The 23820-nt window shown below is 41.4% G+C and carries 25 protein-coding genes; 3 read left to right on the top strand and 22 right to left on the bottom strand.

From position 1 onward, the window contains the following. Positions 1-85 precede the first annotated feature (85 nt). A complete protein-coding gene (locus tag ODU39_RS04610) occupies positions 86-1081 on the bottom strand; it encodes an alpha-ketoacid dehydrogenase subunit beta (protein WP_002942393.1) in 996 nt (331 codons plus the stop codon). Positions 1082-1912: 831 nt separating this feature from the next. Beyond that, positions 1913-2881, bottom strand: a complete 969-nt coding sequence (locus ODU39_RS04615) for a thiamine pyrophosphate-dependent dehydrogenase E1 component subunit alpha (protein WP_398579990.1) — start codon at positions 2879-2881, stop codon at positions 1913-1915. Positions 2882-3113: 232 nt separating this feature from the next. On the opposite strand from ODU39_RS04615, the gene ODU39_RS04620 reads away from it, so the two are divergent. Next, positions 3114-3773, top strand: coding sequence for a trimeric intracellular cation channel family protein (locus ODU39_RS04620; RefSeq protein WP_024385176.1), 660 nt, complete (start codon positions 3114-3116; stop codon positions 3771-3773). 35 nt (positions 3774-3808) lie between these two features. Here the strand turns inward: ODU39_RS04620 and ODU39_RS04625 are convergent, their stop codons facing one another. From ODU39_RS04625 to ODU39_RS04680, 12 genes are all read right to left on the bottom strand, one after another. Beyond that, entirely contained in the window at positions 3809-4963 is a 1155-nt protein-coding gene (locus tag ODU39_RS04625; protein WP_398579989.1) for a carbohydrate-binding domain-containing protein, read from the bottom strand. 168 nt (positions 4964-5131) lie between these two features. Continuing rightward, positions 5132-5803, bottom strand: coding sequence for a colicin lysis protein (locus tag ODU39_RS04630; protein ID WP_398579988.1), 672 nt, complete (start codon positions 5801-5803; stop codon positions 5132-5134). A 280-nt stretch (positions 5804-6083) separates the two neighbouring features. Continuing rightward, positions 6084-6437, bottom strand: a complete 354-nt coding sequence (rbfA, locus tag ODU39_RS04635) for a 30S ribosome-binding factor RbfA (protein ID WP_398579987.1) — start codon at positions 6435-6437, stop codon at positions 6084-6086. A 155-nt stretch (positions 6438-6592) separates the two neighbouring features. After that, positions 6593-9415 (bottom strand): translation initiation factor IF-2, encoded by a 2823-nt coding sequence (infB, locus tag ODU39_RS04640; protein WP_398579986.1) that lies wholly within the window; start codon positions 9413-9415, stop codon positions 6593-6595. A gap of 17 nt (positions 9416-9432) precedes the next feature. Continuing rightward, positions 9433-9741: a YlxQ-related RNA-binding protein gene (locus ODU39_RS04645; protein ID WP_002942377.1), complete on the bottom strand. Its 309-nt coding sequence runs from the start codon at positions 9739-9741 to the stop codon at positions 9433-9435. Next, entirely contained in the window at positions 9728-10024 is a 297-nt protein-coding gene (gene rnpM, locus ODU39_RS04650; protein WP_398579985.1) for an RNase P modulator RnpM, read from the bottom strand. Before rnpM ends, ODU39_RS04645 begins: the two co-directional genes overlap by 14 nt. Positions 10025-10040: 16 nt before the next feature. After that, positions 10041-11183 (bottom strand): transcription termination factor NusA, encoded by a 1143-nt coding sequence (gene nusA, locus ODU39_RS04655; protein WP_014638606.1) that lies wholly within the window; start codon positions 11181-11183, stop codon positions 10041-10043. A 72-nt stretch (positions 11184-11255) separates the two neighbouring features. Further along, positions 11256-11726 (bottom strand): ribosome maturation factor RimP, encoded by a 471-nt coding sequence (rimP, locus tag ODU39_RS04660; RefSeq protein ID WP_002942369.1) that lies wholly within the window; start codon positions 11724-11726, stop codon positions 11256-11258. 300 nt (positions 11727-12026) lie between these two features. After that, positions 12027-12662 (bottom strand): tRNA (guanosine(46)-N7)-methyltransferase TrmB, encoded by a 636-nt coding sequence (gene trmB / locus ODU39_RS04665; protein ID WP_398579984.1) that lies wholly within the window; start codon positions 12660-12662, stop codon positions 12027-12029. After that, complete coding sequence (gene ccrZ / locus ODU39_RS04670) at positions 12659-13453, bottom strand: cell cycle regulator CcrZ (protein WP_002942360.1); 795 nt, start codon at positions 13451-13453, stop codon at positions 12659-12661. Before ccrZ ends, trmB begins: the two co-directional genes overlap by 4 nt. Before the next feature lie 49 nt (positions 13454-13502). Next, entirely contained in the window at positions 13503-14543 is a 1041-nt protein-coding gene (locus tag ODU39_RS04675) for an ABC transporter permease (RefSeq protein ID WP_398579983.1), read from the bottom strand. Next, the gene (locus tag ODU39_RS04680) at positions 14540-15274 is read right to left on the bottom strand and encodes an ABC transporter ATP-binding protein (protein WP_398579982.1); all 735 of its coding nucleotides are present in this window, start codon (positions 15272-15274) and stop codon (positions 14540-14542) included. The genes ODU39_RS04675 and ODU39_RS04680 overlap by 4 nt, the downstream gene beginning before the upstream one ends. A gap of 63 nt (positions 15275-15337) precedes the next feature. On the opposite strand from ODU39_RS04680, the gene ODU39_RS04685 reads away from it, so the two are divergent. Further along, the gene (locus tag ODU39_RS04685) at positions 15338-15751 is read left to right on the top strand and encodes an HIT family protein (protein WP_398579981.1); all 414 of its coding nucleotides are present in this window, start codon (positions 15338-15340) and stop codon (positions 15749-15751) included. 1 nt (position 15752) lies between these two features. Beyond that, entirely contained in the window at positions 15753-16082 is a 330-nt protein-coding gene (locus ODU39_RS04690; protein WP_172078323.1) for a chemotaxis protein, read from the top strand. Positions 16083-16599: 517 nt separating this feature from the next. Here ODU39_RS04690 and ODU39_RS04695 read toward each other — a convergent pair. The 8 genes from ODU39_RS04695 to ODU39_RS04730 all read right to left on the bottom strand — a co-directional run bounded on the left by ODU39_RS04695 (position 16600) and on the right by ODU39_RS04730 (position 23820). Beyond that, positions 16600-17793, bottom strand: coding sequence for an LCP family protein (locus ODU39_RS04695; protein WP_398579980.1), 1194 nt, complete (start codon positions 17791-17793; stop codon positions 16600-16602). Then, positions 17790-18317, bottom strand: a complete 528-nt coding sequence (locus tag ODU39_RS04700; RefSeq protein ID WP_002939196.1) for a GNAT family N-acetyltransferase — start codon at positions 18315-18317, stop codon at positions 17790-17792. Before ODU39_RS04700 ends, ODU39_RS04695 begins: the two co-directional genes overlap by 4 nt. After that, positions 18310-18750 (bottom strand): tRNA (adenosine(37)-N6)-threonylcarbamoyltransferase complex ATPase subunit type 1 TsaE, encoded by a 441-nt coding sequence (gene tsaE, locus ODU39_RS04705; RefSeq protein ID WP_024376437.1) that lies wholly within the window; start codon positions 18748-18750, stop codon positions 18310-18312. Before tsaE ends, ODU39_RS04700 begins: the two co-directional genes overlap by 8 nt. 100 nt (positions 18751-18850) lie before the next feature. Further along, on the bottom strand, positions 18851-20515 hold the full coding sequence (locus tag ODU39_RS04710; RefSeq protein ID WP_398579979.1) for a DAK2 domain-containing protein: 1665 nt from the start codon (positions 20513-20515) through the stop codon (positions 18851-18853). 2 nt (positions 20516-20517) lie between these two features. Further along, positions 20518-20883, bottom strand: coding sequence for an Asp23/Gls24 family envelope stress response protein (locus tag ODU39_RS04715; protein WP_002939192.1), 366 nt, complete (start codon positions 20881-20883; stop codon positions 20518-20520). A gap of 121 nt (positions 20884-21004) precedes the next feature. Then, complete coding sequence (locus ODU39_RS04720) at positions 21005-21907, bottom strand: ABC transporter permease (RefSeq protein WP_002942329.1); 903 nt, start codon at positions 21905-21907, stop codon at positions 21005-21007. 13 nt (positions 21908-21920) lie between these two features. Further along, complete coding sequence (gene opp4B, locus ODU39_RS04725; protein ID WP_002938143.1) at positions 21921-22877, bottom strand: oligopeptide ABC transporter permease; 957 nt, start codon at positions 22875-22877, stop codon at positions 21921-21923. Between the two features lies 1 nt (position 22878). Continuing rightward, positions 22879-23820 (bottom strand): ATP-binding cassette domain-containing protein, encoded by a 942-nt coding sequence (locus ODU39_RS04730; protein WP_002938145.1) that lies wholly within the window; start codon positions 23818-23820, stop codon positions 22879-22881.

Below are 23820 nucleotides of genomic sequence, written 5' to 3' on the forward strand. Positions count from 1 at the left end.
AATGATATTCATTGAACCAGGTCAATTCTTTTCATACATTCCTTCAAACAGGGTTAGGACGGTTGCCCGTCCTTCCATTTTGTCTTTAGCCCTTGTTTACTTGCTTATAAATTGCCGCTTTGATTTTCTCTACGTTTGGCAATACTGCATTTTCAAGAATGTTAGCGTAAGGAACTGGTACATCGTCTGAAGCGATACGGATGATTGGTGCATCCAAGTAGTCAAAAGCTTCGCTTTCTGTGATGATTGATGCGATTTCACCGATGAAACCACCTGTTTTGTAAGCATCGTTAACCAAGATAACCTTACCAGTTTTCTTCACAGATTCGATGATCAATTCTTTATCCAATGGGATAAGGGTACGTGGGTCAACCACTTCTACGCTGATGCCTTCTGCAGCTACTTCTTCAGCTGCTTTCAAAGCACGTTCCAACATACGACCGTATGAAATAATAGTTACATCCGTACCTTCACGTTTGATTTCACCCTTACCAAGTGGGATGTAGAAATCTGGGTCCAAGTTAACTTCTTCTTTTTTACCGTAAAGTGCTTTTGGCTCCAAGAAGATAACTGGGTTGTTGTCAAGGATAGATGATTTCAAGAGACCTTTTGCATCGTTAGCTGTACCAGGTGCAACAACTTTGATACCTGGGATGTGAGTCAACCAAGCTTCAAGAGATTGTGAGTGCTGTGCCGCTGAACCGATACCTGAACCAGATGCCACACGGAAGGTTACAGGTGTTTTCAAGCCACCACCAAACATGTAGTTGGTTTTAGCCGCTTGGTTAACAATCGCATCAAGGGCAATTGTGATGAAGTCCATGAAAGTCAAGTCAACGATTGGACGAAGACCTGTTTGAGCCGCACCAACCGCAGAACCAGCGATTGCTGCCTCAGAGATAGGCGTGTCGCGAACGCGTTTTGGACCAAATTCATCCAACATACCAACAGATGTACCGAAGTCACCGCCGTAGATACCGACGTCTTCACCCATCAAGAATACTTTTTCATCCTTACGCATTTCTTCGCTCTGAGCCAAGTTAATCGCTTCACGCAAGGCCATTACTTTTGTTTCAGCCATTTTTTACTCCTAATTTATATCAATTTATCTATACTGTACTAAGGAAAATCAAACAATTACCACTATGTAGCGTCATTTAGTTTTTCTTCTATTACTTCGACGTAAGAGGAAACTCTGTTTCCTTATTTTCAACTTCAAACACTCCACTGGATTGTTTGAACTCGCCTTGCCTAACTTCAGTTATGCCTACGGCTCGTTGCCTAGTACTAAAAGCAAACTAAAAGACTATAATTGTTTATAGCCCCAGCTTGAGGCACCTTAGAATTGTACTCGAACTAAGGTGGTAGTCCACCTTGGTGAGCTACCCTAGTTTGACTTGCTCTTTAGAGCTTAGTCAAACTTCTTACGTCACAATCGTGTTCGGTCTAAAAACTCGGAAAAAAGAGACGCAACCGTTTCAGCTTCAGCTGAATTACGGATGTGGCTACCTTTAGGTGCGAACTTCCTTGTGTGCAAGCACACTGTGTCAGTTCCCTATTTTTCAGTCGTTTTTTAGACGACCTCACAACTTAGTTAGAATTGTACTCGAACTAAGGACTGTGCGAATTTCATGTTTAACTATTGCAGTTACTGCGTCGTAGACAACTGTACTTTCTTCGGTTTCACCTGTGAAAATACTAGTTGTCTTGACGAGGGTGCGTCTACGAAATCAAAGATTTCGGACTTACCGCTTATTTTCGCTGTGTCCTTTTAACGTTCTCGTTACTTACGACACGGAGACTATTCAGCCGATATTGCTGAATAGGCGAAGTTAGTGAGGTAAGTAGGTAGTCCACCATAGTGGCTACCGTAGTTTGACTTGCTCTTTAGAGCTTAGTCAAACTTCTTACGTTAGTCTACGAAAACATCTTCGTAAGCTACTGAGATGTCTGGATCTGGGCTTTCTTGTGCGAATTTTACAGATGCTTCTACTTGTTCTGCAACTTGTGCTTCGATGGCATCCAATTCTTCGTCAGTCGCAATCTTGTTTTCTGTCAAGTATTTGCGGTATTTCTTAAGTGGGTCTTTTGCTTTCCACTCGTTAACTTCTTCTTTTGTACGGTACACACCTGCATCTGCAGTTGAGTGACCAAACCAGCGGTATGACTCAACTTCGACCATGGCAGGACCATTTCCTGCACGAACGTACTCGATGACTTCTTGCATTTTTTCATAAACAGCAATGACGTCGTTACCATCCTCAACATAGTGACCTGGAATACCGTATGCTGCTGCACGTTGGTAGAGATGAGGAATCTTAGTTGAGTAAGAAATATCTGTTGAGATACCGTAGCGGTTGTTTGTAATGAAGAAGATAACTGGCAAGTTCCAAACTGCCGCCAAGTTCATTGATTCATGGAAGGAACCTTCGTTAGTAGCTGAATCACCTGAGAAGGCAATAACAATGTTATCTGTACCAAGGTATTGTTGCGTAAGGGCTGCACCAACTGCAAGGGCATAACCACCACCTACGATACCGTTTGAACCAAAGTTTCCTTTTTCAACGTTTGCCAAGTGCATAGAACCACCACGGCCTTTTGATATACCAGTTGCCTTACCAGCAAGCTCAGCCATCATGCCATTGATGTCAATACCTTTTGCAATAACGTGACCGTGACCACGGTGATGTGAGAAGATGATGTCCTCATCTGTCAATCCAGCAATAGGTCCAACAGCTGCAGCTTCTTCACCGACTGAGAAGTGAGTCATACCTTGTACGAAACCGCGACGCACTAATTTATTTAATTTCATATCAACATCACGGATTTGTTGCATTTTCAAGAACATGTCCAAATGTTGTTCTTTTGTGATAGATACCATAATTTCCTCCAAAGGTTTTTCTCTTTCTGTATTATGATAGACCAATATTTCACAAATGGCAAGTAATTGAACCGTTTTCTTTTTACAGAAATTTTCGTGAAAACCTTGATTTAGTGCGTTTTTTCACAAATTCCAAAAAGATTTATTTTCCTTGTTTGAAACTTTTTTCACAAACTTTAAAATGAGCTTGCACGCCGTCTTTCTTTCTGTTAATATAGGTACGGAGGTTCATATGGAATTCGATTTATTTCTTATGATTTGTAACTACGTGGGCACTATCGCATTTGCTGTTTCGGGGGCCGTAAAAGGATTTAAGAAAAAGTTAGATATTTTTGGAATTAGCTTGCTCGGCATCATTACCGCCGTTGGTGGGGGAATTATTCGAGATACGATGGCCAATCGCATTCCTACTGCTCTGACTGATCCTACAGCCATCTATTTATCTCTCGGAGTAGCGATTAGCATGTACTTGATTGTTATCAATCTAAAGCAGGACAAACCACTTGATAAGAAGATGATTCATTTCCTTTCCCAGACAAACCTTATCTTTGATGCAATCGGTCTAGCCATCTTTGCCCTCATTGGAGCCAGTACTGGCATCTCTCTCCAGCTAAACGCTCTAACCAGTGGTATTCTGGCAGCTTTGACAGGTGTCGGAGGCGGAATCGCCCGTGATTTACTCGTCAATGAAACACCTATTGTTCTTAAAGAAGATGTCTATGCTGTCCTTGCATTTTTCTCAGGAGTCCTCTATCATCTTTGCGTTGTAAATTGGAAATTACCACAAATTCCAACCTTCATCACTATTTTCACCATTTCTTTAATCATTCGATTATTGGTAATTAAATACAAAATCAATCTTCCCAATATGGAAAGCAAACGAAAGGTCTGAGTTCGTCAACTCAGACCTTTTTGTATTACTATTGATTACCAGCCACCGTGACCACCTGCACCTGGTCCTGTTGCGGTGATTTGAGTAATCTGCTCACCGTTAACGGTTACTGTACCTCCTGTCAATTCAGCAGTTCCATCGAAGTCAAAAGCAGATTGAGCCGTTACATCGATTGTACCACCGGAGATATAAATGTCTCCATTAGCATCAAAGGCATCCGTATCTCCACTACCTACAGCCACTTTCAAGTCACCGCCAGTTACCTTGATAAAGATATCTGATGACGTTGTACTTGCCGCATTAATAGCATCATCTGAACCGTAAACATCTAATGTACCACCATTAATCGTGATGTTAGTACCTTCAAGTGCCTCAGCAGATTCTGATACTGTAATGGTACCTCCGTCAATTGTCAAAGCCGTCTCCGCTTTAATACCATCATCACCTGCTTTTACAGTAATTTCACCGCCTGTGATAGTTGTATAACCTTTGGTAGTATCTGTATCATTTGTAGACTTGATACCATCACCACCTGCTGTTACATTGATTGTACCACCATTGATTGTCAATGAATCCTTACCACGGATACCATCATCCACTGCAGTGACGGTAATGTTTCCTGAATTCACGACAAGGTCGTCCGTCGATACAATACCATCTTGGAAGTTCCCCTCAACTGTCAAGCTACCATTACCAGTGATGGTCAAATCTGCTTCAACATGGATAGCCCCCTCAATATTGGTGTCTGTATGATTGCTGGTATCTTTCACTGTATTCGTCGTACCATCTTTGATTTCCAATTCAACATTATCAGCATTAATAACATTGATTGCTGCAGTATCTGAACTTGAAATCTCAACACCTGCTAGAATGATGCGAACATTGGCATCTGTTTCAACCGTTACACCAGCTGTTGTTGAACCAGTCAAAATATAGGTTCCTCCCTCAGTAATTTTCAAGCCATCGTTTGAAAGCGTCACTTCTGTCGTTGGAAGGGCTGACCAGTCAATAGATGACGAGCTCAAATCTGATGAAGCGCTATTATTTGAAGTTGTCGCTACACTTGTCTGACTAATTGCTGCTGAGCTTGAAGTCGTCGTTGAACTTGAAGTAGATGAACATGCTGCTAGGACACCAAGACTCATAAGAGTAACACCAGAGTAAAGTAATTTTTTAAGATTTGTTTCCATAATATAGATTCCTTTTCTTTCTTCAGGAAGTCGTATCCCTTCCTGATATGCTCCTAGTTTACCTTTCCTCCCTAAAAGAAAGATTAACGATTGCCAAAAGAAAACTTAAAGTTCTTAGGAACTACAAAAGGCCGGGAAACCCAGCCTAGGAATAATCATTGATAAAATCTATAGCTTAACCCAATGCAAGCTTTTCAACTCAAGCAAGGGAGAAGTTTCAGGATTGGTATCTGATTCAGAAATGCGTTTTAAACCTGGAATCATCGCATTGTATTGATAAATGCGAAAAACACCATCTCCTTCAAATAAGTATGTTCCATCCTGTAAAGGACGAAGTAGGGCGTCCGGTCCAATTTCAAATCCAAGATTGCGGAAATTATCCACCAAACGTAGACTCTCATCGGCAAGCTGAGTATAGAGGTCAATTAAGACATATTCTCCCGACTTGTCCAAAGCTAGAAGCAGCTCCTCTGTACCATCATGGTTGACATCATACAAACTATAAAATATTCCACTATATTCTTGCCCCTGGCTAGTTAATAAGCTCAGATAGCTACTGACCTCATCCTGATTGATTGCCTCAGCAGGCTGCCTCATATTCGCTTGATAACGATCAATAACTGATTGGTATACCTCACTTAGCTCAGGAGTGGTCACTGATGATGCTTGCGTCTCGGAGCTAGATGCTATTGTTGACGCTTGCTGCAAACTAGAACTATCTGAAACTTGGCTTGAAGCACTAGAACTAGAACTCTCACCACCTTTTACCTGATTAGACTGACAAGCAGCTAATAGTACAACCGTGGACACTAACATCAGTTTACTAATAAATGTTTTCATAACTTCCTCCTGTGCTCTATCTTTGGTCTTATACTCTTCGAAAATCAACATTATCCGTTGTCAAGAGCCTTGATGAGTGAAAAGCTCCAGTGGAGGTTTTCAGCCTGTTACCTTGAAATAAGATAGTAACAGAGTTCTATCTTCGACTTCGTTTCCTAGGCTACTTTTGATTTTCATTGAGTATTAGTATAACATCTTTCCGAGGGCTTGTAAACGCCACCATATATGGACAAAGCATCCGAGCCAGAAAAAGCCGAATGTTCCCATCCGACTTTTGTTGTTAATCTTTCTGATCAAGAGCACGCAACATTTGATCAATTTTATTACCGTACTCAATTGATCGGTCTTTTTCAAAGACCAAATCCGGAATTTTATAAAGAGTTAACTTACGACCAAGTTCTCTCTTAATGGTTCCCGTCGCTTTTTCAAGACCCGTTTGTGCTTTTTGATTATCGGATGCCAAATTACTCATGATTGTGTAGTAAACCTTGGCCATTGACAAATCGCCGACCATCTGAACATCTGTAATAGTCACTCCCTGCACACGTGGATCACGAACTTTCTTTTGCAAAATCTCATTGACTTCGCGCTTGATTTCCATCCCGACACGGTCTGTACGAAAATGATTCGCCATATTCTTTCCTTTCTTAGATGATAGAAAAGCTGAGTTTCCCCAGCTTGAATAATCCAAGTAGATTAAAAACTATTGCTTTAAAACCTACTAAAATCTATTAAATTATCACTTCCTCGACAAAATCACTTGTCTATGATTTTGACAGTGAGAAAATATTATTTTTTGATTTCTTCCATGATGTAAGCTTCAATGGTATCATCAACTTTCAAGTCGTTGTAGTTCTCAATCATCAAACCACCCTCTTGGGCATTACCAACTTCTTTCACGTCATCTTTATAGCGTTTCAAACTAGCTAGTTTGCCATCAAATACTACAACACCATCACGGATAACTCGAACACTTGAATCACGGGTAACTTTACCACGAACAACCATGAAACCACCGATCGTTCCAACTTTGGATACCTTGAAGGTTTCACGAATGATTGCCTCACCAATGATTTTTTCTTCATATTCTGGGTCAAGCATACCTTTCATGGCGTCTTCCATCTCTTCGATAACCTTGTAAATGATGCTGTGAAGACGTACTTCAACATCATCTGCTTCAGCTTGGTTACGTGCTTCAGCTGTTGGACGAACGTTGAAACCAATCACAAGAGCATTTGAAGCTTCCGCAAGAGTAATATCTGATTCGTTGATAGCTCCGACTGCAGAGTGGACGATATTGACACGTACTCCCTCTACTTCAATCTTTTGAAGCGATGATGCAAGTGCTTCAACGGAACCTTGTACGTCGGCCTTGATAATCACATTAACTGACTTAACCTCGCCTGCTTTAAGGGTATCAAAGAGGTTTTCAAGACTAACTCGTTGCGTTGCTTGACGCTGTTTAAGAAGAGCACGTTTAGCACGTTCTTCACCTGCTGCACGAGCTGATTTCTCATCCTCGTAAACTGCAAAGTGATCGCCTGCCATAGGAGCTTCGTTCAAACCAGTAATAGATACCGGTGTAGATGGACCAGCAGTTTTAACACGACGACCAAGGTCGTTTGTCATGGCACGAACACGTCCGAAGGTATTTCCGACAACGATTGGGTCTTGAACATTAAGTGTCCCTTGTTGAACGAGGAGGGTTGCAACCGCACCTTTCCCTTTATCCAAATGCGCTTCGATAACTGTACCAATCGCACGAACAGTTGGGTCTGCCTTCAGTTCTTGAATTTCAGCAACCAAAAGAACAGTTTCCAACAATTCATCAATGTTTTGGTTAAACTTAGCTGAGATTTCTACAAATTCAGATTCTCCACCCCAAGCAGTTGAGATAACACCGTGCTCAGCCAATTCACCGATGACACGCTCTGGGTTTGCACCTGGCTTGTCAATCTTGTTGATAGCTACAATGATTGGTACATTAGCTGCTTTTGAGTGGTTGATAGCCTCAATTGTTTGTGGCATGACACCATCATCTGCTGCAACGACTAGGATGGTCAAGTCGGTAACAGATGCACCACGTGCACGCATAGAAGTAAAGGCCGCGTGTCCTGGAGTATCCAAGAAGGTAATTTTCTTACCAGCTTCCTCAATTTGGTAGGCACCGATATGCTGTGTGATACCACCAGCTTCCCCAGTAGCAACACGAGAATTACGTAGGGTATCCAACAAGGTTGTTTTACCATGGTCAACGTGTCCCATGATAGTCACAACAGGTGGGCGTTCTGTCATCTCTTCTTCATTGAGGTAGCCCTCTTCTACGAAGAAACGCTCAATATCTGCGTTATCGACCTCTACCTTTTCTTTCGCTTCAATACCATAATCAACCATGAGGAGTTCGATAGTATCTCCATCCAAAGATTGGTTTTGAGTCGCCATAACTCCCATAAGGAAGAGTTTTTTCACAATTTCAGCAGGTTCACGTTTGATCCGTTTTGCAATTTCTGCGACGGTCATGCCAGCAGTATATTCAAATTCAGTTGGCAATTCGTGGAACTTGCGTTCTGTGACAGGTTTGGCAGGTTGGTTAGCCTTGCCTTTTTTATTTTTCTTGTTGTTATTCCAGTTACTTGTTCTTTGATTTCTCACTTGATTTTGACTATTTCGATTTCTTTGTTGTTTCCGTGGACCATCTTCTTCGTCACTATTAAAGTCACGTTTTTTATCTGGTCGAGCTTGTTTCTTACGACGGGTATCTACAGTAGTTTCTGCAACTTGCTCTGGTACCGATGCAACAGGTGCAGGCTTCACAAATGGTTTGCTTTCCACAACCGGTTCTTCAAACTTAATTTCTTTTGGCTTCTTAGGTTGCTTTTTAGCTTCCTGAGCCTGACGAAAACGTTCTTCACTAGTACGAGCATACTCCGCATTTTGTTCTGCTTTCAAAGCAGCAGCACGCGCTTTGAAGTCAATTTTAGGTCCTGCTGGTTTTGCAGCCTCTCTTTGTTCAAAGCGAGCTGACTGACCTGGACGGTTGTCCTGACGACGGCTGGCACGATTATCGCGTCGTTCACCAAATCGGTTGTCTTTCCGCTCTTCTGGACGCTGGTCACGACGATTGTCGCGGCGATCATTTCGCTCATTGTTTGAACGTCCCTGACCTTGTTGACGGTTGTCACGACGGTCCTGACCAGATTTAGCTTGACCACCTTTTCCTTGACCCTGAGCTCGCTTAGCAGCCTGCTCTTTGGCCCGTGCTTCACGCTCTGCCTTAAAGTTTCGACTCTGTGGACGATGTGGAGCTGATTGTACTGCACTTGCCGCAACTTCTTCTTTTACTACTGGCTGAGTTTCCTTAGCTTTTTCTACCTTAGCTGTTTCCACCTTTGGAGTTTCATCAACCTTCTCAGGCTTGCTAACTTTTGCCGCAACTTTAGTTGCCTCTGATTTTTGTCCCCCAAAGCTTTCTGCAAGGCGTTTAGCACTTGCTTCATCTACGCTTGAAGCATGGCTTTTGACTTCAAAGCCCAATTCTTGAGCCTTAGCAACAACTTCCTTACTGCTTACGCCTAATTCACGGGCTATTTCATTCAATCTCTTCTTAGACAATGCCTTGTCCTCCTGTTCTATTCCATAATAGACCTCATCTTCTTTGTAAATCCAGCGTCTGTCACTGCAAGAACTTTTCTAGCCTTGCCGACAGCTGCACTCAATTCCAGTGTTGAAAACACTGTTACAACTTCTACTTGATAGGTATGACTTTTATCTGTTACTTTTTTACTTAAATTTCCAGCAGCATCTTCGGCTAAAAATACCAACTTTGCCTGCCCTTTTTGAATAGCTTCAACAACCAGGTCCTCACCCGAAACCAGGCGACCAGCTCGCTGGGCCAAACCTAATAAATTTAAGATTTTCTGTCTCTTATTCGAGTCCAAGTTCTCTCCTCTTGATCTTATGATCAACATAGGCAATTAATTCATCGTAAAATTCTTCGGTCACTTCCATACTAAAGGAACGATCGAAGACACGACGTTTCTTAGCTTGGATTGCCTCATCATTATCAAGCTTGATGTAAGCCCCACGACCATTTGCCTTGCCTGTTGGATCGATAAATACTTGACCTTCTTTATTTTTTACAATACGGAGCAAATCCCGTTTGTCGATGATTTCACCGGACACCACAGACTTGCGCAAGGGTATTTTTCTAGCTTTTGCCATGGTTGCTCCTTTTGCCTTATTCTTGTTCTTCTTCGACTTCTTCTACAACTTCGTCTGTTGCATATTGAGTTGCTTCAAAAGCTTCATACTCCGATGCTGACTTGATGTCGATACGGAATCCTGTCAAATGCGCTGCCAAACGAACGTTTTGACCACGACGACCAATTGCCAATGACAACTTATCATCTGGTACAACGACTGTAGCATGTTTCCCATCTTCCGTGTCAAACAATACTTGGTCAACTTCAGCAGGTGCAAGGGCATTGTAGATAAATTCCGCTTCATCAGCTACCCACTCGATAACGTCAATATTTTCCTCAGTAGGAATCATACGGTCATTCTTAGCATCATAACGAGCTGGATGGAATTTGCTAGTGATTTTCTTGATATTTGAACCACCACGACCAACGATCGTACCGATGGCATCCACGTTTGGATTATGGCTACGAACAGCCACTTTCGTACGGTCTCCAGCTTCACGGGCAACACTCATGATTTCAACTGTTCCATCGTATACTTCTGGAATTTCCTGCTCCATGAGACGTTTAATCATTTCTGGATGGCTACGGCTAACAAATACATTAACCCCACGACCATTGTCTTCTACCTTGTAGACATAGACTTCGATGCGATCATGAGATTGGAAAACCTCACCAGGAATTTGATCCTGTTTTGACAACTGTGCTTCAATCGTACCAAGGTTGACATAGATAAAGCGATTATCAAAACGCTCTACCGTACCTGACATAATCTCATTTTCATGTTGCTTGTAGGTATTGAAGGTAATGGCACGCTTTTGTTTGCGCATCTTTTCCATGATGGTCTGTTTAGCTGATTGAGCAGCTACACGTCCAAATTCCGCTGGGTCTTCTTGGAATTTAATTTTGTCACCCATTTCATAAGCTGATGAAATAGCCAAGGCATCTTTTAGACTAATTTCTAGTCGGCTATCAAATACTTCATCTACTACTTCACGAACAGTAAATACATGGAAATCGCCTTTTTTCTCGTCAAATTCAATCACTGCTGATTCTGATTGACCATAACGGCGTTTATAAGCTGAACGAAGCGACTCTGTAACTGCATCAATGATATCCGCTTTGTTAATACCCATGTCTTCCTCTAAAATACGGAAGGCTTCTAGCATTTCTTTACTCATGTTGTTTTCCTTTTGCGCTCAAAAGGTCCTTTCTTAAAGTCTAATATCTTTTAAATTACTCATGAAAGAGCATTATAACTTAACAGCCAAACGAGCCTTAGCCACCGTCTGGTAAGGAATAGTCACTTCCTTCTTACGAGTTTTATCCATATATTCCATGATCAGGTCTGTTCCATCAAAGGAGAGCAAAGTTCCTTCGAAAACCTTGATTTTATCAATTGCCTGATAGAGCTTGACATGGATGTACTTTCCAACTGCCTTTTCAACAGCATCTGCCGTTTTTAAAGGACGTTCCAAACCTGGACTTGTTACCTCCAGCATGTATTGGTCTGGAAATGGGTCTGGTTTGATAGTGTCCAAAATCGGACTGATCTTTTCGGATAAATCTGCCGTATCTTGAAGGGAAATTCCACCCTCCTTATCGACAAAAATCGATAGGACATAGTCACCGCCCATTTTACCATATTCCACATCTACCAACTCGTAAGGAGTTTGAATAGCGGGGGTAATTGCTGCTGTGACCAATTCAATAATTGATGACATAAACACCTCCTACTTTTACAGTCGCTAGAAATACATTACTCAAATAGTTCGCACTATCCAGGACTCTCTATTTCCTTTGACAGGAAACTCCCTTGTACTATCATTCATTCTATATACAGAAATCCGTGTACAGGGAAAGGGTTGACTGACGCCAACCCCTTTTCTCATTATTCACTTCCATTATTCTATCATATCTATCCCTATTTGTAAAGGAAAACGATGGATTATAGTCATTTAGTTTATTCGACAAAGGAAAAAGGTCTCTGCTAGACCTCTCCTCATTTTCCACTAAGGGAATTATTAAAAATGTGCTTCCACACGATAGATGACTTGACCCTTGTTTGAGAATTTCTCCTCATACTCTGTCATAACGTTGCCTTCCAAACCATCAGCATGCAAATCTAGCCAAACTTGCTTCAAGACCATGCCATATTGAGAAAAACTAGCCAGGCTATACTCAAACAGACCACGATTATCTGTTTTGAAGTGGATTTCCCCCTTCTCAGGCAGGATTTCCTTGTAGGTATCTAAGAATGACTTGTAAGTCAAACGGCGTTTCTCATGACGTTTCTTAGGCCATGGATCTGAAAAATTCAGATAAAGCTGATCTATTTCTGCCGGTGCAAAATAGTTGGTCAAACTCGAACCATCCACCTGCAATAATTTTATATTTGGCAAGCCAGCTTCAAGCACACGATCCAAGGCATAGCTTAACACGGTCATCTGAATATCAATACCAATATAGTTAATATCTGGATTTTGCGCAGCCATACCAGTGACAAAGCGACCTTTACCAGAACCAACCTCTATGTGGATAGGATTATTGTTTCCAAAAATCTCTGCCCATTTCCCCTTACATTCCTCTGGATTGGAGATAACATACTGGGGATTGTTTGCTAGAAGCTCACTCGCTCCCTTACGATTTCTAACTCTCATACTTCCTTATAGAAACTCTGACGGAATTGCCGTAGAGCGTAAATTTCTTTATTTGCAGCCAAAACATTGTAGCTTTCTACATGCTTAGCAATTTGGTTTAGGTAGCCAAGCTGGCCATACCAATAAACCTTATTTAATACTGTGCTGTTATATTTGTAGCCATAAGCCCGAAGCCACTCTTCCCAGGACTGACGAGGAATATAATGCGTCAAAATATAGGCAACATCCAACATCCGATCCGTTACACAAGCGGTCTCCCAATCTGTCAAATACACCAAACCAGACGTCGTTTCTACCCAGTTACTATGATGCAAATCTCCGTGAACAAATGTTGCCACCTCTTGACGGAATCTTGGCAGATTATTCAATAAATCTTGACAGATAGATTGCAGATAAGAATTCTGTCCCAATCTAGTTGGCGCCTCTTTTTGCCAACGATAAACCAAATCCTGAGGTTCCATATAGGTATAATTCATCTGCAAAGCCTGATTGAGCAAAATGCGAGAATAGTGCATCCTCACCAGTATTTGACGAATCTGTTTACTAGTCATATCTTGACGCTCCAAGGTACGACCATTCAACCACTCCTGCTCTACACGATGCCCCATTCCTACTTCACGATTTGCTGACAAAACGGGTGGTGTAATTTGCTCACGCGCAAGAGCAGACACTATCGGAGGCATCTCATACTTCACAAAGACTGGCGTTCCGTCTGACCGTAGGCCTTTAAACGCTTTGCCACTATTTCCTGCAATAGACTGTAATTGTAGCCCACTGGTATCAAACTGCATGCCTTTCCTCCTTTAAAAATTCCTTACTATTTTACTAATTTTCGTCTATTTAGTCAATCAATTTTTTTAATTTTAGAGGCAAATATATTTCATGCAAGAAAATCCCCACGAGAAGTAAGACGACTACCATCGTATTCTCTTTAGAAAATAGCAGAGCAAAGCCCAATTCCACCAGTAATAGACTGTATAAAATCACTCTAAGCAAATTCTGAAGACCGATTTTCTTGGAAGCTTTCTCCAAAGGATACAGTTGCGTTACATATTGATAATCATAGTGCTTGTAAAGCCCCAACAACTGGAAGACAAGCAAATAATGAAAGACTAAAACTAGGCCGATGGATAACCACGATTCTTCGATGGCAAATAGGGACAAAATCGCCAACAACAGTAGACGTATCGTCAAGCCCAAGTAGTCTCCTGAACGCAAGAAAGCCCGTAAGTAGAGATAAAACCAAGTCTGTCTCGACTTGACAAGACGCAAGATTCCATTGAGATAGCTTCTCGGTCTAACTGTCGTGCTGATGCCTTTAACCGTCGTAAACAAGGCAAAGAAACGTAAAATAGACTGTTTCCTTTTTTGTTCATCTTGAATAGCCTTAGACCAGTCCAATACTCCCTGTGACTGATAAGCCGCTAATTGGCGCTTGACAAGAAGACATTTTAAAACCAACAAAGTAAGAAGACCAGCTACAATCATCCACACCGGCAAACCCAGTTTCAAATAGATTGGTAACAAAACAAGCTGAACCACCACCTGTATAGAGGACCAAAACAAGACCGTGCGTCTGGCTGCAACCTCGAGCCCTTGCAGAATATCTTTTTCCTTGGTCAATAAGAAGATTTGATCAGCTTCTTCTAAATAAGTCGCAATTCTTCCGGACAATAGCACCAGTAGACTGATTGCAATAACCACCAAAACAATCGGCAACGGATTCTCAGGGAATGACAACAATAATTGACGGTATTGCAAACTCAAAAAGCCTAATAAAACCATGAGAACCAAAACAAAATGGTCATTCAGAACATAGCGCAGATACTTGGAACAACGATTTAAAAAATCTAGTCGGCGTTGTTGAAACAATTCTTTCATCCAGCCACTCCTTCTTGCGTCAAGGCCAGATAAATTTCGTTCAGACTTGCACCATCCATACCAAATGCGCTTTGTAGCTCCTCCAAATTTCCAGTTGCACGGACCTGTCCCTGATGTAAAATCACAAAAGAGTCGCACATTTTCTCAGCTGAGTCAAGAACGTGAGTGGACATGAGAATGGAAGTGCCCTTAGATTTTTCTTCCTCCAAAAGAGCGATCAAGTCAGAGATAGCCACAGGGTCTAATCCCAGAAAAGGCTCATCAACAATCAGCAGACTCGGCTCCACCATAAAAGCACAAATAATCATGACCTTCTGCTTCATTCCCTTTGAAAAATTGACAGGAAACCAGTCCAATTTTTCATCCAAGCGAAACAGTTTTAACAAGTGCTCAACACGTCCCCAAGCTTGCTCCCAGGATAAATCATAGGCCATTGCTACCACTTCCAAGTGCTCTTTGAGGGTTAGTTCTTCATACAAACTTGGTGTTTCAGGAATAAACCCAATCTTCTTCCGATAATTTTCAGCCCCTTGTAGCAAAGTTAGGCCGTCAATTGCAATCTGTCCTTGATAAGATGTCAAAAGACCGATAATTTCCTTAATAGTCGTTGATTTCCCTGCACCATTTAAACCAATTAGACCAACTAATCGACCATCCTCAACCGTAAAAGATACATCTTTCAAAACCGGGATATTGACATACCCTCCAGTTACATTTTTTACTTCTAACATACATTTTCTTCCTACAATTTGATATAATTATTATAACAAAAATCCCAGAAAGAGGTTGCCATTATGTCGGATTGTATTTTTTGCAAAATTATCTCTGGAGAAATACCAGCTTCAAAAGTCTACGAAGATGACCAAGTATTAGCCTTTTTAGACATCACTCAGGTCACAAAAGGACACACATTGGTCGTCCCTAAAAAACACTACCGAAACGTGCTTGACATGGATGAAGAAGCTGCAGCTACACTCTTTTCTGTTGTGCCATCCATCGCCCGTCAGTTAAAAGAAAAACTTGGAGCTAGTGGTCTAAACATCGTTAATAACAACGAGGAGGTCGCTGGACAAACCGTCTTTCATACACACATCCATCTCTTACCACGCTTTAACAATCAAGATGGATTGAACATTCAATTTAAAGCCAACGACCCTGACTTCCCAGCCCTGGCTCAACTGGCACAAGAGCTCTATCTAGGAGAATAATATGAAACTTCGTAATATCATTTTAGCCGTAAGCGCCGCTACCGCCAGCTTCCTTGCAGTCACGCATCGGGATAAAATTGCTAAAGAAGTACAGGAAACCAAACAACTTCTATCAGATATTCAATTGAGCAAGGACAATATTCAGGAACAGCTTACCATTATCCAAAGTTTTCAAGAACCCTTGCAGGAAATGGCTTCTGACTTACAATATAAGACTCGAGTCTATCAGCAAAGCATTGCAGGAAACTTGGAAGAAATCCAACAGATTCTCAAAAAATACCAGAATGAGAATAACACGAGGCTGGGCAAAAAGCCCAGCGCCACTTCTTAGAGTTCGAGTCAACATCTCAGCGCAGTGGTTGATTGGCGGATTTGTTCGTGTTTTACACTCCAAGTCCGACCATTACGACTGTTGCGAACAAAGTTCGCTTCATCTCCAACCTCCAAAGGTTCCCCGAACCTTTGGAGCTATGCGGGGGCGGGAGTGAAACAGTCTGGGGATAGATTGTTTCAGCTCAACAACTAGAAATAAAGACTTGTTGACGAACTCTTTTTAGACCAGTCGACTTCTTTCCCACTCCCATTTCCAAACATCATCATTTAGTTTCTCTTTTATTACTTCGACGTAAGAGGAAACTCTGTTTCCTTATTTCCAACTTCAAACACTCCACTGGATTGTTTGAACTCGCCTTGCCTAACTTCAGTTATGCCTGCGGCTCATTGCCTCGTACTGAAAGTAAATTAAAAGACTATATATAAAAATAGAGGTTGTAAACAACCTCTATTTTTATATATAGTCTTTTAGTACTCGCTCGTTAAAGTAATAAAAGAAAAAATGAATGACTACATTATTGTGACCCGTTTTCATCACCGAGTTCTGGCTCTGTTGAAAAATCGGTTACCTGCTCTTCTGTTGTTACAGTCGTAGTAGCTGATGGATTCCCTATTTCTGGATCTAAGCGTTCCGCCCACGGACTTGCTTCTAGCAACAAGAGATTTGTATATACATCATAAACGTTGATTGGACTTGGTAATCCCACTTGTCCTTCGTAAACCTTCACGTTTGTGACTAAGTCGGTCTTTTCTTCTAAGCCGATAGATTTTTTCAAAATATTTTGCATTTCCAATAGGTGTTCGCTGGTTGGTAATTGATAATAGATTGCATCAACCATTTGATCCACACCGCGCAACTGATAGGAATTCAACTTGGAGACAGAGTCTTTGTACCCCAAGAGACTTGGAATTGTCGCAGGACTAATCTCAATGTTGGTTCGCATATTATTGGAAATGGCAGTCAGAATCTTCTTATACTGGGTAAAACCGTCTAACTGAAGGAGTTTTTTTATAATAGCCGTTATAACTTCACGTTGACGTCTCTGACGACCAATATCCCCCTCAGGATCATCATAGCGCATCCGAGCATAAACCAGCGCCTGATTTCCATTTACCAACTGTTTCCCCGGCTGAACGATAGAGGTGTAGGCAGGCTCATGTTCCGAAATGGATATAGGGAAGCCAAGAGTATTATTTACCTCAATACCTCCAACCGCATCAACAAGCTCAACCAGACCATCCATATTTATTTCGATATAGCGGTCAATATTAATATCCATCATCTTTTCGATCGTGGCAATGGCCATCGGTGCCTGTCCGTAGCTATAAGAATGATTTAGTTTTTCAACTGTTCCTGATGATTCCCCGCTCGCTTCTGCGATTTCAACCATAATATCACGAGTCAAGCTCATCATATTGGTTTCCTTAGTCTTAGGATTGACGGTTACCAAAATCATCGAATCACTACGACCACCCTCCCAATCTCCTCCACGGGTCGCTTGGTCCATATCCACCCCCATCAGTAGGATAGTTAGGGGCTCTGTCGCATCAATCGGAGTGATTTTTTCTTCTCCATCTAATTGCTTAAATGTTTTCGAAATAGCATCTGTAGAAAAATTTAACAAGCTGGCTCCATATATTAAGCCGGCACCTAGTGTTAAACCAATAATAGCCAAAGACATTAAGAATATTTTTTTTCCAATTGTCATACTTCACCAATTAACTTGCCCATATAATAAAGATCAAGCCATTCTCCTTCATCTGTTCTAGCCCCACGTATCTGGGTTCCTTCAATGTTGAATCCTAGTTTTTGGTATAAATGTACTGCCGCCTGATTGCGAACCTGAACCGTTAATTCCAAACGTTTCAATACATCCATTTCCTCTGCCCAATGCAATACTTCCTCCAGTAAAATCGTCCCTAGACCGTGACCCCAATAGGCTTTTTTTACTGCAATAAAAATATTTCCGATATGGCTAATGCGAAACTGCTTAGAGGACTTAACAGAAATTGCGCCGACGACTTCCGAACCAACCTTAGCCAGCAGGCACAATTCACGAGGATTTTCGATTCCTGCTTCGAAGATGGTCTCCATTTCATCAACACTAAATCGAAAACCAGTCTCATCCATGACCAGATAATCCGTTTCTCTAGCAACTTGATTCATAAAATCAATAAAAGCTGCTGCATCAGCTGGTTCAGCTTCACTAAAATACACTTCTTTTTCAGACATTTTGGAACTCCTTCGCTAAATCGCTACTTTGAGCCCCATGAGATTCGACTGTCAATCGTCGACCATCTCCCTCTTTCTCTATACGAATGAGTAAATAGTCATCAAATAGACTGACATCCAGTAATTCTCCCCACTCGATAACCGTTAGACCACCTCCATAGAGAAAATCATCCAAATCAATCGAGTCAGGATCATCTCCAATTCGATAAACATCTAAGTGATAGAGTGGCATGGTCCCCTCATACTCTCGAACAATCGTATAAGTAGGACTCTTAATCATCTGTTCAATTTTTAAACCCTTGGCCAAACCCTTGGTCAGAGTTGTTTTCCCAGCTCCCAAATCCCCTGATAATACTAGAACTTGATTTGGCTTACAGGCTTTTCCAATTCTCTCACCAATGGCAATCAATTCATTTTCATTCTGACTATACATGCCTTTAATTATACCATAGCCCCAGTAGTTTGTCATAGGTCTACTGGAAATTGTCGACAAGTCGACAGAAAAAATCGCAAGTCAGAGCCTGCGATTTTGTTTATTCTACGCTGAAAAGATATGGGTAGACTGGTTGATTTCCTTGATGGATTTCGACCTCGACATCTTCAAATTGTTCTTCTAGCTGTTCAGCAAGAGTTTGAGCCAATTCTTCATTACCATCTTCACCGATATAGATCGTTACGATTTCGCTATCTTCATCGAGCATTTTCTCAAATGTAGCAACAAGTGTTTCCATCATATCTGGATTAGAAACCACAATCTTGCCATCAACCATACCAAGGTTGTCATTCTCATGGATTTCAAGACCGTCAATGGTTGTATCGCGGACCGCAGTTGTCACGCTACCACTTTTCACCTCTACAAGCGATGCCGTCATCGCTTCAAAGTTGCTTTCCAAATCACGACTTGGATCAAAAGCAAGCAAGCTAGTAAAACCTTGTGGTAGGGTCTTGGTTTCCACAACCTTAACCGCAACTTCTGCAACCTCAGCAGCCGTCTGAGCCGCCATCAAGATATTTTTGTTGTTTGGCAACAAGATGACATTGCGGGCATTGACCAATTCAATAGCATTGACAAAATCTTCTGTTGATGGGTTCATAGTCTGACCACCTGAAATCACATAGTCAACGCCTTGTGATTTGAAAATTTCTGTCAAACCTTCACCAGCAGCAACTGCAATAATAGCATACTCTTTTTGTTCAGTCGGTTTTTGGAAAGTTTCTTCTTTCTCAACCTGAGCTTCATGTTGCTCGCGCATATTGTCCACTTTTACCTTGACCAAGCTACCGTATTGAAGACCCGCTTGCATGACCAAACCTGGATCTTCTGTATGGACATGGACTTTAACGATTTCATCATCGTTGACCACAAGGAGGGAATCCCCAAGGTCGTTGAGATAGTTACGGAATTCTTCATAATCAAAATCCTTCACATAAGTAGGACCTTGGCGAAGAGCTACCATGATTTCTGTACAGTAACCGAAGGTAATATCTTCAGTCGCTACATGACCTGCAACTGACTTGTGGTGCTCAGCATTGATCATTTCAGACATAACAGCAGGTGTCGCCTCAAAATCTCCCGAAGCAATATACTCACCTGTCAAAGCTGACAAGAAGCCTTCATAAATGTAAACAAGACCTTGTCCACCTGAATCGACAACACCAACTTCCTTCAAGACTGGAAGCATCTCTGGCGTTTTCTTAAGAGCACGATTAGCACCGTCAAGAGTGGCACGCATGACCTCAACCGCATCATCAGTCTCTTCTGCCTTTTTCAAAGCGGCAGTGGCTGCCCCACGCGAAACAGTAAGAATTGTACCTTCAACTGGCTTCATAACGGCTTTATAAGCCACTTCTACACCATGTTGAAAGGCTTGCGCCAAATCCTTACCGTCCAATTCAACCTTGCCTTTAACAGATTGACCAAAACCGCGGAACAATTGCGACGTAATAACACCTGAGTTTCCACGAGCTCCCATCAACAAGCCCTTAGAAAGAATTTGCGCAACTTCTCCAACAGTAGAAGCAGACTTATCTGCTACTTCTTTAGCACCATTGGTAATAGTCATCCCCATGTTGGTACCAGTATCCCCATCTGGAACTGGGAAAACATTGAGTGAGTTCACATATTCGGCTTGTTTATTCAGACGAGTTGATGCTGCCTGCACCATTTCTTGAAATAAACTAGTTGTAATTTTAGACACAATTATTCTCCTACGACTTTGATATTTTGGATAAAGACATTGACGGCATCTACAGAGATACCTAGTTGATTTTCCAAGTTGAACTTAACGCGTTCTTGGATATTGCGAGATACTTCACTGATTTTTACACCGTAGCTCATCACAGTATAAACATCGACTGCAATGCGACCATCTTCCAAGGTCTTGATCACAACACCTTTAGAATAATTTTCTTTTCTCAAAAGTGCTTGAAAATTATCCTTGATCGCAGACTTACTAGCCATCCCAACAACACCGAAAATCTCAGTCGTAGCACCGCCAACAACTGTGGCAATCACGTCATCAGTCAATTCGATTTGGCCGTCTTTAGTATTGATTTTAACAGTCATAATTCGTTACCTCAAATAGTTTTATCACTCCATTTTACCACATTTTCTGCTTTCTGTAAAAAACAAGCTTGTTACATCGGATTTTACAAAAAAAGAGCTCCCAAAGGAACCCTTTTCACAATTAACCTAAACGCTGCTTAGCATCTGCTGCACGTTGGAAAGCTTGTCCGACATAGTTGATACAGAGCATCATCACAAGGATGAAGATGGCTGCTGGCAACCAAATCCATGTCTTGTTTTCCAAAATATCTGCATTGCGGGCATTGGCAATCAAGGTACCCAAACTTGGTACTGTCGATGGTAGACCGAAACCAAGATAAGTCAACGAAGTCTCGATACCGATATTTCCCGCAAAGTTCAAGGTCAAGTTAACGATAATCAATGAACTTAAGTTTGGTAAAATTTCACGGAACATAATCATGAAGTCGCTTGTTCCCAATGTTTTTGATGCATTGACATAATCCAAGCTTGCCTCTGACAAAGTCCTTGTACGGAATAGACGAGCCTTGGCCGTCCAATAAAAGGCACTCATGATGAGAATGAAGTGATAGATCGTATAGTTCTTGATAACTGTCACGAACACAATGATCAACATTGTTACCGGCAAAATCATGATGAAATCGACAATACGCATCAAGAATCCGTCCAAACGACCACCGTAATAACCAGAAATCAAACCGATAGAGATACCAACGATACTAGTAATAATCGTAATGGTAAAACCGATAATGATCGAGTTACGAGCACCGATAATCAGCTGACCAAAGATATCTTTACCACCTTCATCTGTCCCCAAGATATAGCCGTTAACACCTGGTTCCAAGTAACGTCCCAAAAGGTTGACTTTCATAACTTGTTCTTGATCCAACAGAAGCGCTCCGATAAAGACTGCCAAGAGAACCGTCACTAAGATAATTAATGAGGTTAATGCAAGTCGATCCTTCATAAACTCCCGCGCGATAACACGGAAGCCACCTGGAGGAGTTGAAGCAGATTGTACTTGTTTTTTATTTTCTTTACTCACCTTACTCCTCCTTCTATTTCACACGGATGCGTGGATCCACGATACTCATGATAATATCTGAAATCAATGTCCCCAACAAAGTACCCATACCAAATACTAACAATAAAGCTAAGATAACACTATAGTCACGACTAGAAATAGAGTTAAAGAATAACTGACCGATACCTGGGTAAGTGAAAATATTTTCAATAAAGATAGAACCACCAATTAATCCTGTCAATTCATAGCCCAAGAAAGATGCGATTGGTAAAATCGAATTACGGAAAATATGACGGTTATAAACAACTCTCTCAGGAACACCTTTGGCACGAGCTGTACGAACATAGTCCTGGCTCTTAGCATCAATAATCCCCGTACGGAGATATTGAATAGTAACTGTTGTTGACAAAATCGCCATTGTAATCGCTGGCAGAATCATATGGTGTAAACGACTGAGAGTCGCTGCAAATCCTTCCACACCACCGCTAATCGAACCGCGCGTCGGGAACCAGCCCAAACTAAAGCCAAACATCCAGAGCATGAGGATGGCAAAAACGAAAGTTGGAGTTGAAAATGTCAAGAAGTTATACACGCCAATGATTTTATCTGCAAGTGAGTTTTGATAACGACCTGCAATCATACCCAATGGAAGTGCAATCAAATAAGTCAATACCATCGTCAAGAGGGATAATCCAATTGTATTATTCAAGCGCTGCATGATGACATCAACAACTGGTTGTTTAAAAATAACACTCTGACCAAAATCTCCTTGCAAAAGATTGCCTACCCAACGGAAATACTGAACAGGGATTGGGTCATAATAACCTGCCGCAATCCGTTTTTGTTCAATGATTGCTGGATCAATATTTGGGTCAATCAATCCTGTAAAGGGATCCCCCGGCATCATCTTCGCAACAAAGAACGCAATGACACTCAAAATAATAATCTGCGGAATCATCATGAGTAAACGACGTAATACTGTTTTCCACATCTTAGTTCTGACCTCCTTCTGGAAGGGCTACTTGATGAGTTTCTGAGAAGGATCTCAAATCGTACACACGACCGTTTTCATCATAGTATTGACCTTGCATTTCTTGATATTCTTTTTCAGCAGCCAAACGCTTTTCTTTATTCTTCAATCGATTGAGTGGGTCAATCGTTGGAATAGCTGACAACAAACGTTTAGTATAAATGTGTTGTGGATTATTATAAATATCGTTCTTATTTCCTGTTTCTACGAAACGTCCGCGATACATGATGAACAATTCATCACACATGTGTTGCACAACACCGAGGTCATGGGAAATAAAGAGATAGCTGAGCTTAAACTCATCTTGGATACGTTTCATATAATTCAAGACCTGTGCCTGCACAGACAAATCCAAGGCAGAAACCGGCTCGTCTGCAATAATCAAACGAGGGTTACTAGCCAAGGCACGAGCAACACCGATACGTTGGCGCTGACCACCTGAGAATTCGTGAGGATATTTAATCAGAGCTTCTTCATTTAGACCGATTGTATCCAAGAGTTGAAGAACTTTTTTCTTTTCTTCATCTGGAGATAAACGGTCAAAGTTACGAATTGGTTCTGCAATGATGTCCAAGATACGTTTTTTCGGGTTGAAACTTGAAAGAGAATCTTGGAAAATCATTTGAACATCACGATTAAAGTTTCCTTTTTTACCACGTGATTTGTTGGTTACATTTTGTCCCTCATAGATAATCTGACCAGAAGTGGCACGCTCTAAACCGATAATTGCCTTACCAATGGTTGATTTCCCAGAACCTGACTCACCTACCAAACCATAGGTTTTTCCTTCTTCAAACTCAATATTAACGCCATCGACAGCATAGACATGATCCGTCACACGGTTAAAGAAGCCACTACGAATTGGATAATGGACTTTTAAATCTTTTACTTCAATAAATCCCAC

Origin of the sequence: Streptococcus sp. 2021WUSS126 (genome assembly GCF_044427255.1) — a bacterium.
GTDB lineage: Bacteria > Bacillota > Bacilli > Lactobacillales > Streptococcaceae > Streptococcus > Streptococcus hashimotonensis.

Bases quoted from the DNA above. Each gene is read 5' to 3' on its own strand.
- rnpM (WP_398579985.1), bottom strand. From the start codon at position 10,024: ATGGCAAAAGCTAGAAAAATACCCTTGCGCAAGTCTGTGGTGTCCGGT.
- trmB (WP_398579984.1), bottom strand. From the start codon at position 12,662: ATGAGAGTTAGAAATCGTAAGGGAGCGAGTGAGCTTCTAGCAAACAAT.
- ODU39_RS04715 (WP_002939192.1), bottom strand. From the start codon at position 20,883: ATGACTGTTAAAATCAATACTAAAGACGGCCAAATCGAATTGACTGAT.
- ODU39_RS04615 (WP_398579990.1), bottom strand. From the start codon at position 2,881: ATGGTATCTATCACAAAAGAACAACATTTGGACATGTTCTTGAAAATG.
- ODU39_RS04620 (WP_024385176.1), top strand. From the start codon at position 3,114: ATGGAATTCGATTTATTTCTTATGATTTGTAACTACGTGGGCACTATC.
- tsaE (WP_024376437.1), bottom strand. From the start codon at position 18,750: ATGTATAGTCAGAATGAAAATGAATTGATTGCCATTGGTGAGAGAATT.
- ccrZ (WP_002942360.1), bottom strand. From the start codon at position 13,453: ATGCAGTTTGATACCAGTGGGCTACAATTACAGTCTATTGCAGGAAAT.
- ODU39_RS04685 (WP_398579981.1), top strand. From the start codon at position 15,338: ATGTCGGATTGTATTTTTTGCAAAATTATCTCTGGAGAAATACCAGCT.
- rbfA (WP_398579987.1), bottom strand. From the start codon at position 6,437: ATGGCGAATCATTTTCGTACAGACCGTGTCGGGATGGAAATCAAGCGC.
- ODU39_RS04695 (WP_398579980.1), bottom strand. From the start codon at position 17,793: ATGACAATTGGAAAAAAAATATTCTTAATGTCTTTGGCTATTATTGGT.
- ODU39_RS04630 (WP_398579988.1), bottom strand. From the start codon at position 5,803: ATGAAAACATTTATTAGTAAACTGATGTTAGTGTCCACGGTTGTACTA.
- ODU39_RS04700 (WP_002939196.1), bottom strand. From the start codon at position 18,317: ATGTCTGAAAAAGAAGTGTATTTTAGTGAAGCTGAACCAGCTGATGCA.
- ODU39_RS04610 (WP_002942393.1), bottom strand. From the start codon at position 1,081: ATGGCTGAAACAAAAGTAATGGCCTTGCGTGAAGCGATTAACTTGGCT.
- nusA (WP_014638606.1), bottom strand. From the start codon at position 11,183: ATGAGTAAAGAAATGCTAGAAGCCTTCCGTATTTTAGAGGAAGACATG.
- ODU39_RS04690 (WP_172078323.1), top strand. From the start codon at position 15,753: ATGAAACTTCGTAATATCATTTTAGCCGTAAGCGCCGCTACCGCCAGC.
- ODU39_RS04625 (WP_398579989.1), bottom strand. From the start codon at position 4,963: ATGGAAACAAATCTTAAAAAATTACTTTACTCTGGTGTTACTCTTATG.
- opp4B (WP_002938143.1), bottom strand. From the start codon at position 22,877: ATGTGGAAAACAGTATTACGTCGTTTACTCATGATGATTCCGCAGATT.
- ODU39_RS04675 (WP_398579983.1), bottom strand. From the start codon at position 14,543: ATGAAAGAATTGTTTCAACAACGCCGACTAGATTTTTTAAATCGTTGT.
- rimP (WP_002942369.1), bottom strand. From the start codon at position 11,726: ATGTCATCAATTATTGAATTGGTCACAGCAGCAATTACCCCCGCTATT.
- ODU39_RS04680 (WP_398579982.1), bottom strand. From the start codon at position 15,274: ATGTTAGAAGTAAAAAATGTAACTGGAGGGTATGTCAATATCCCGGTT.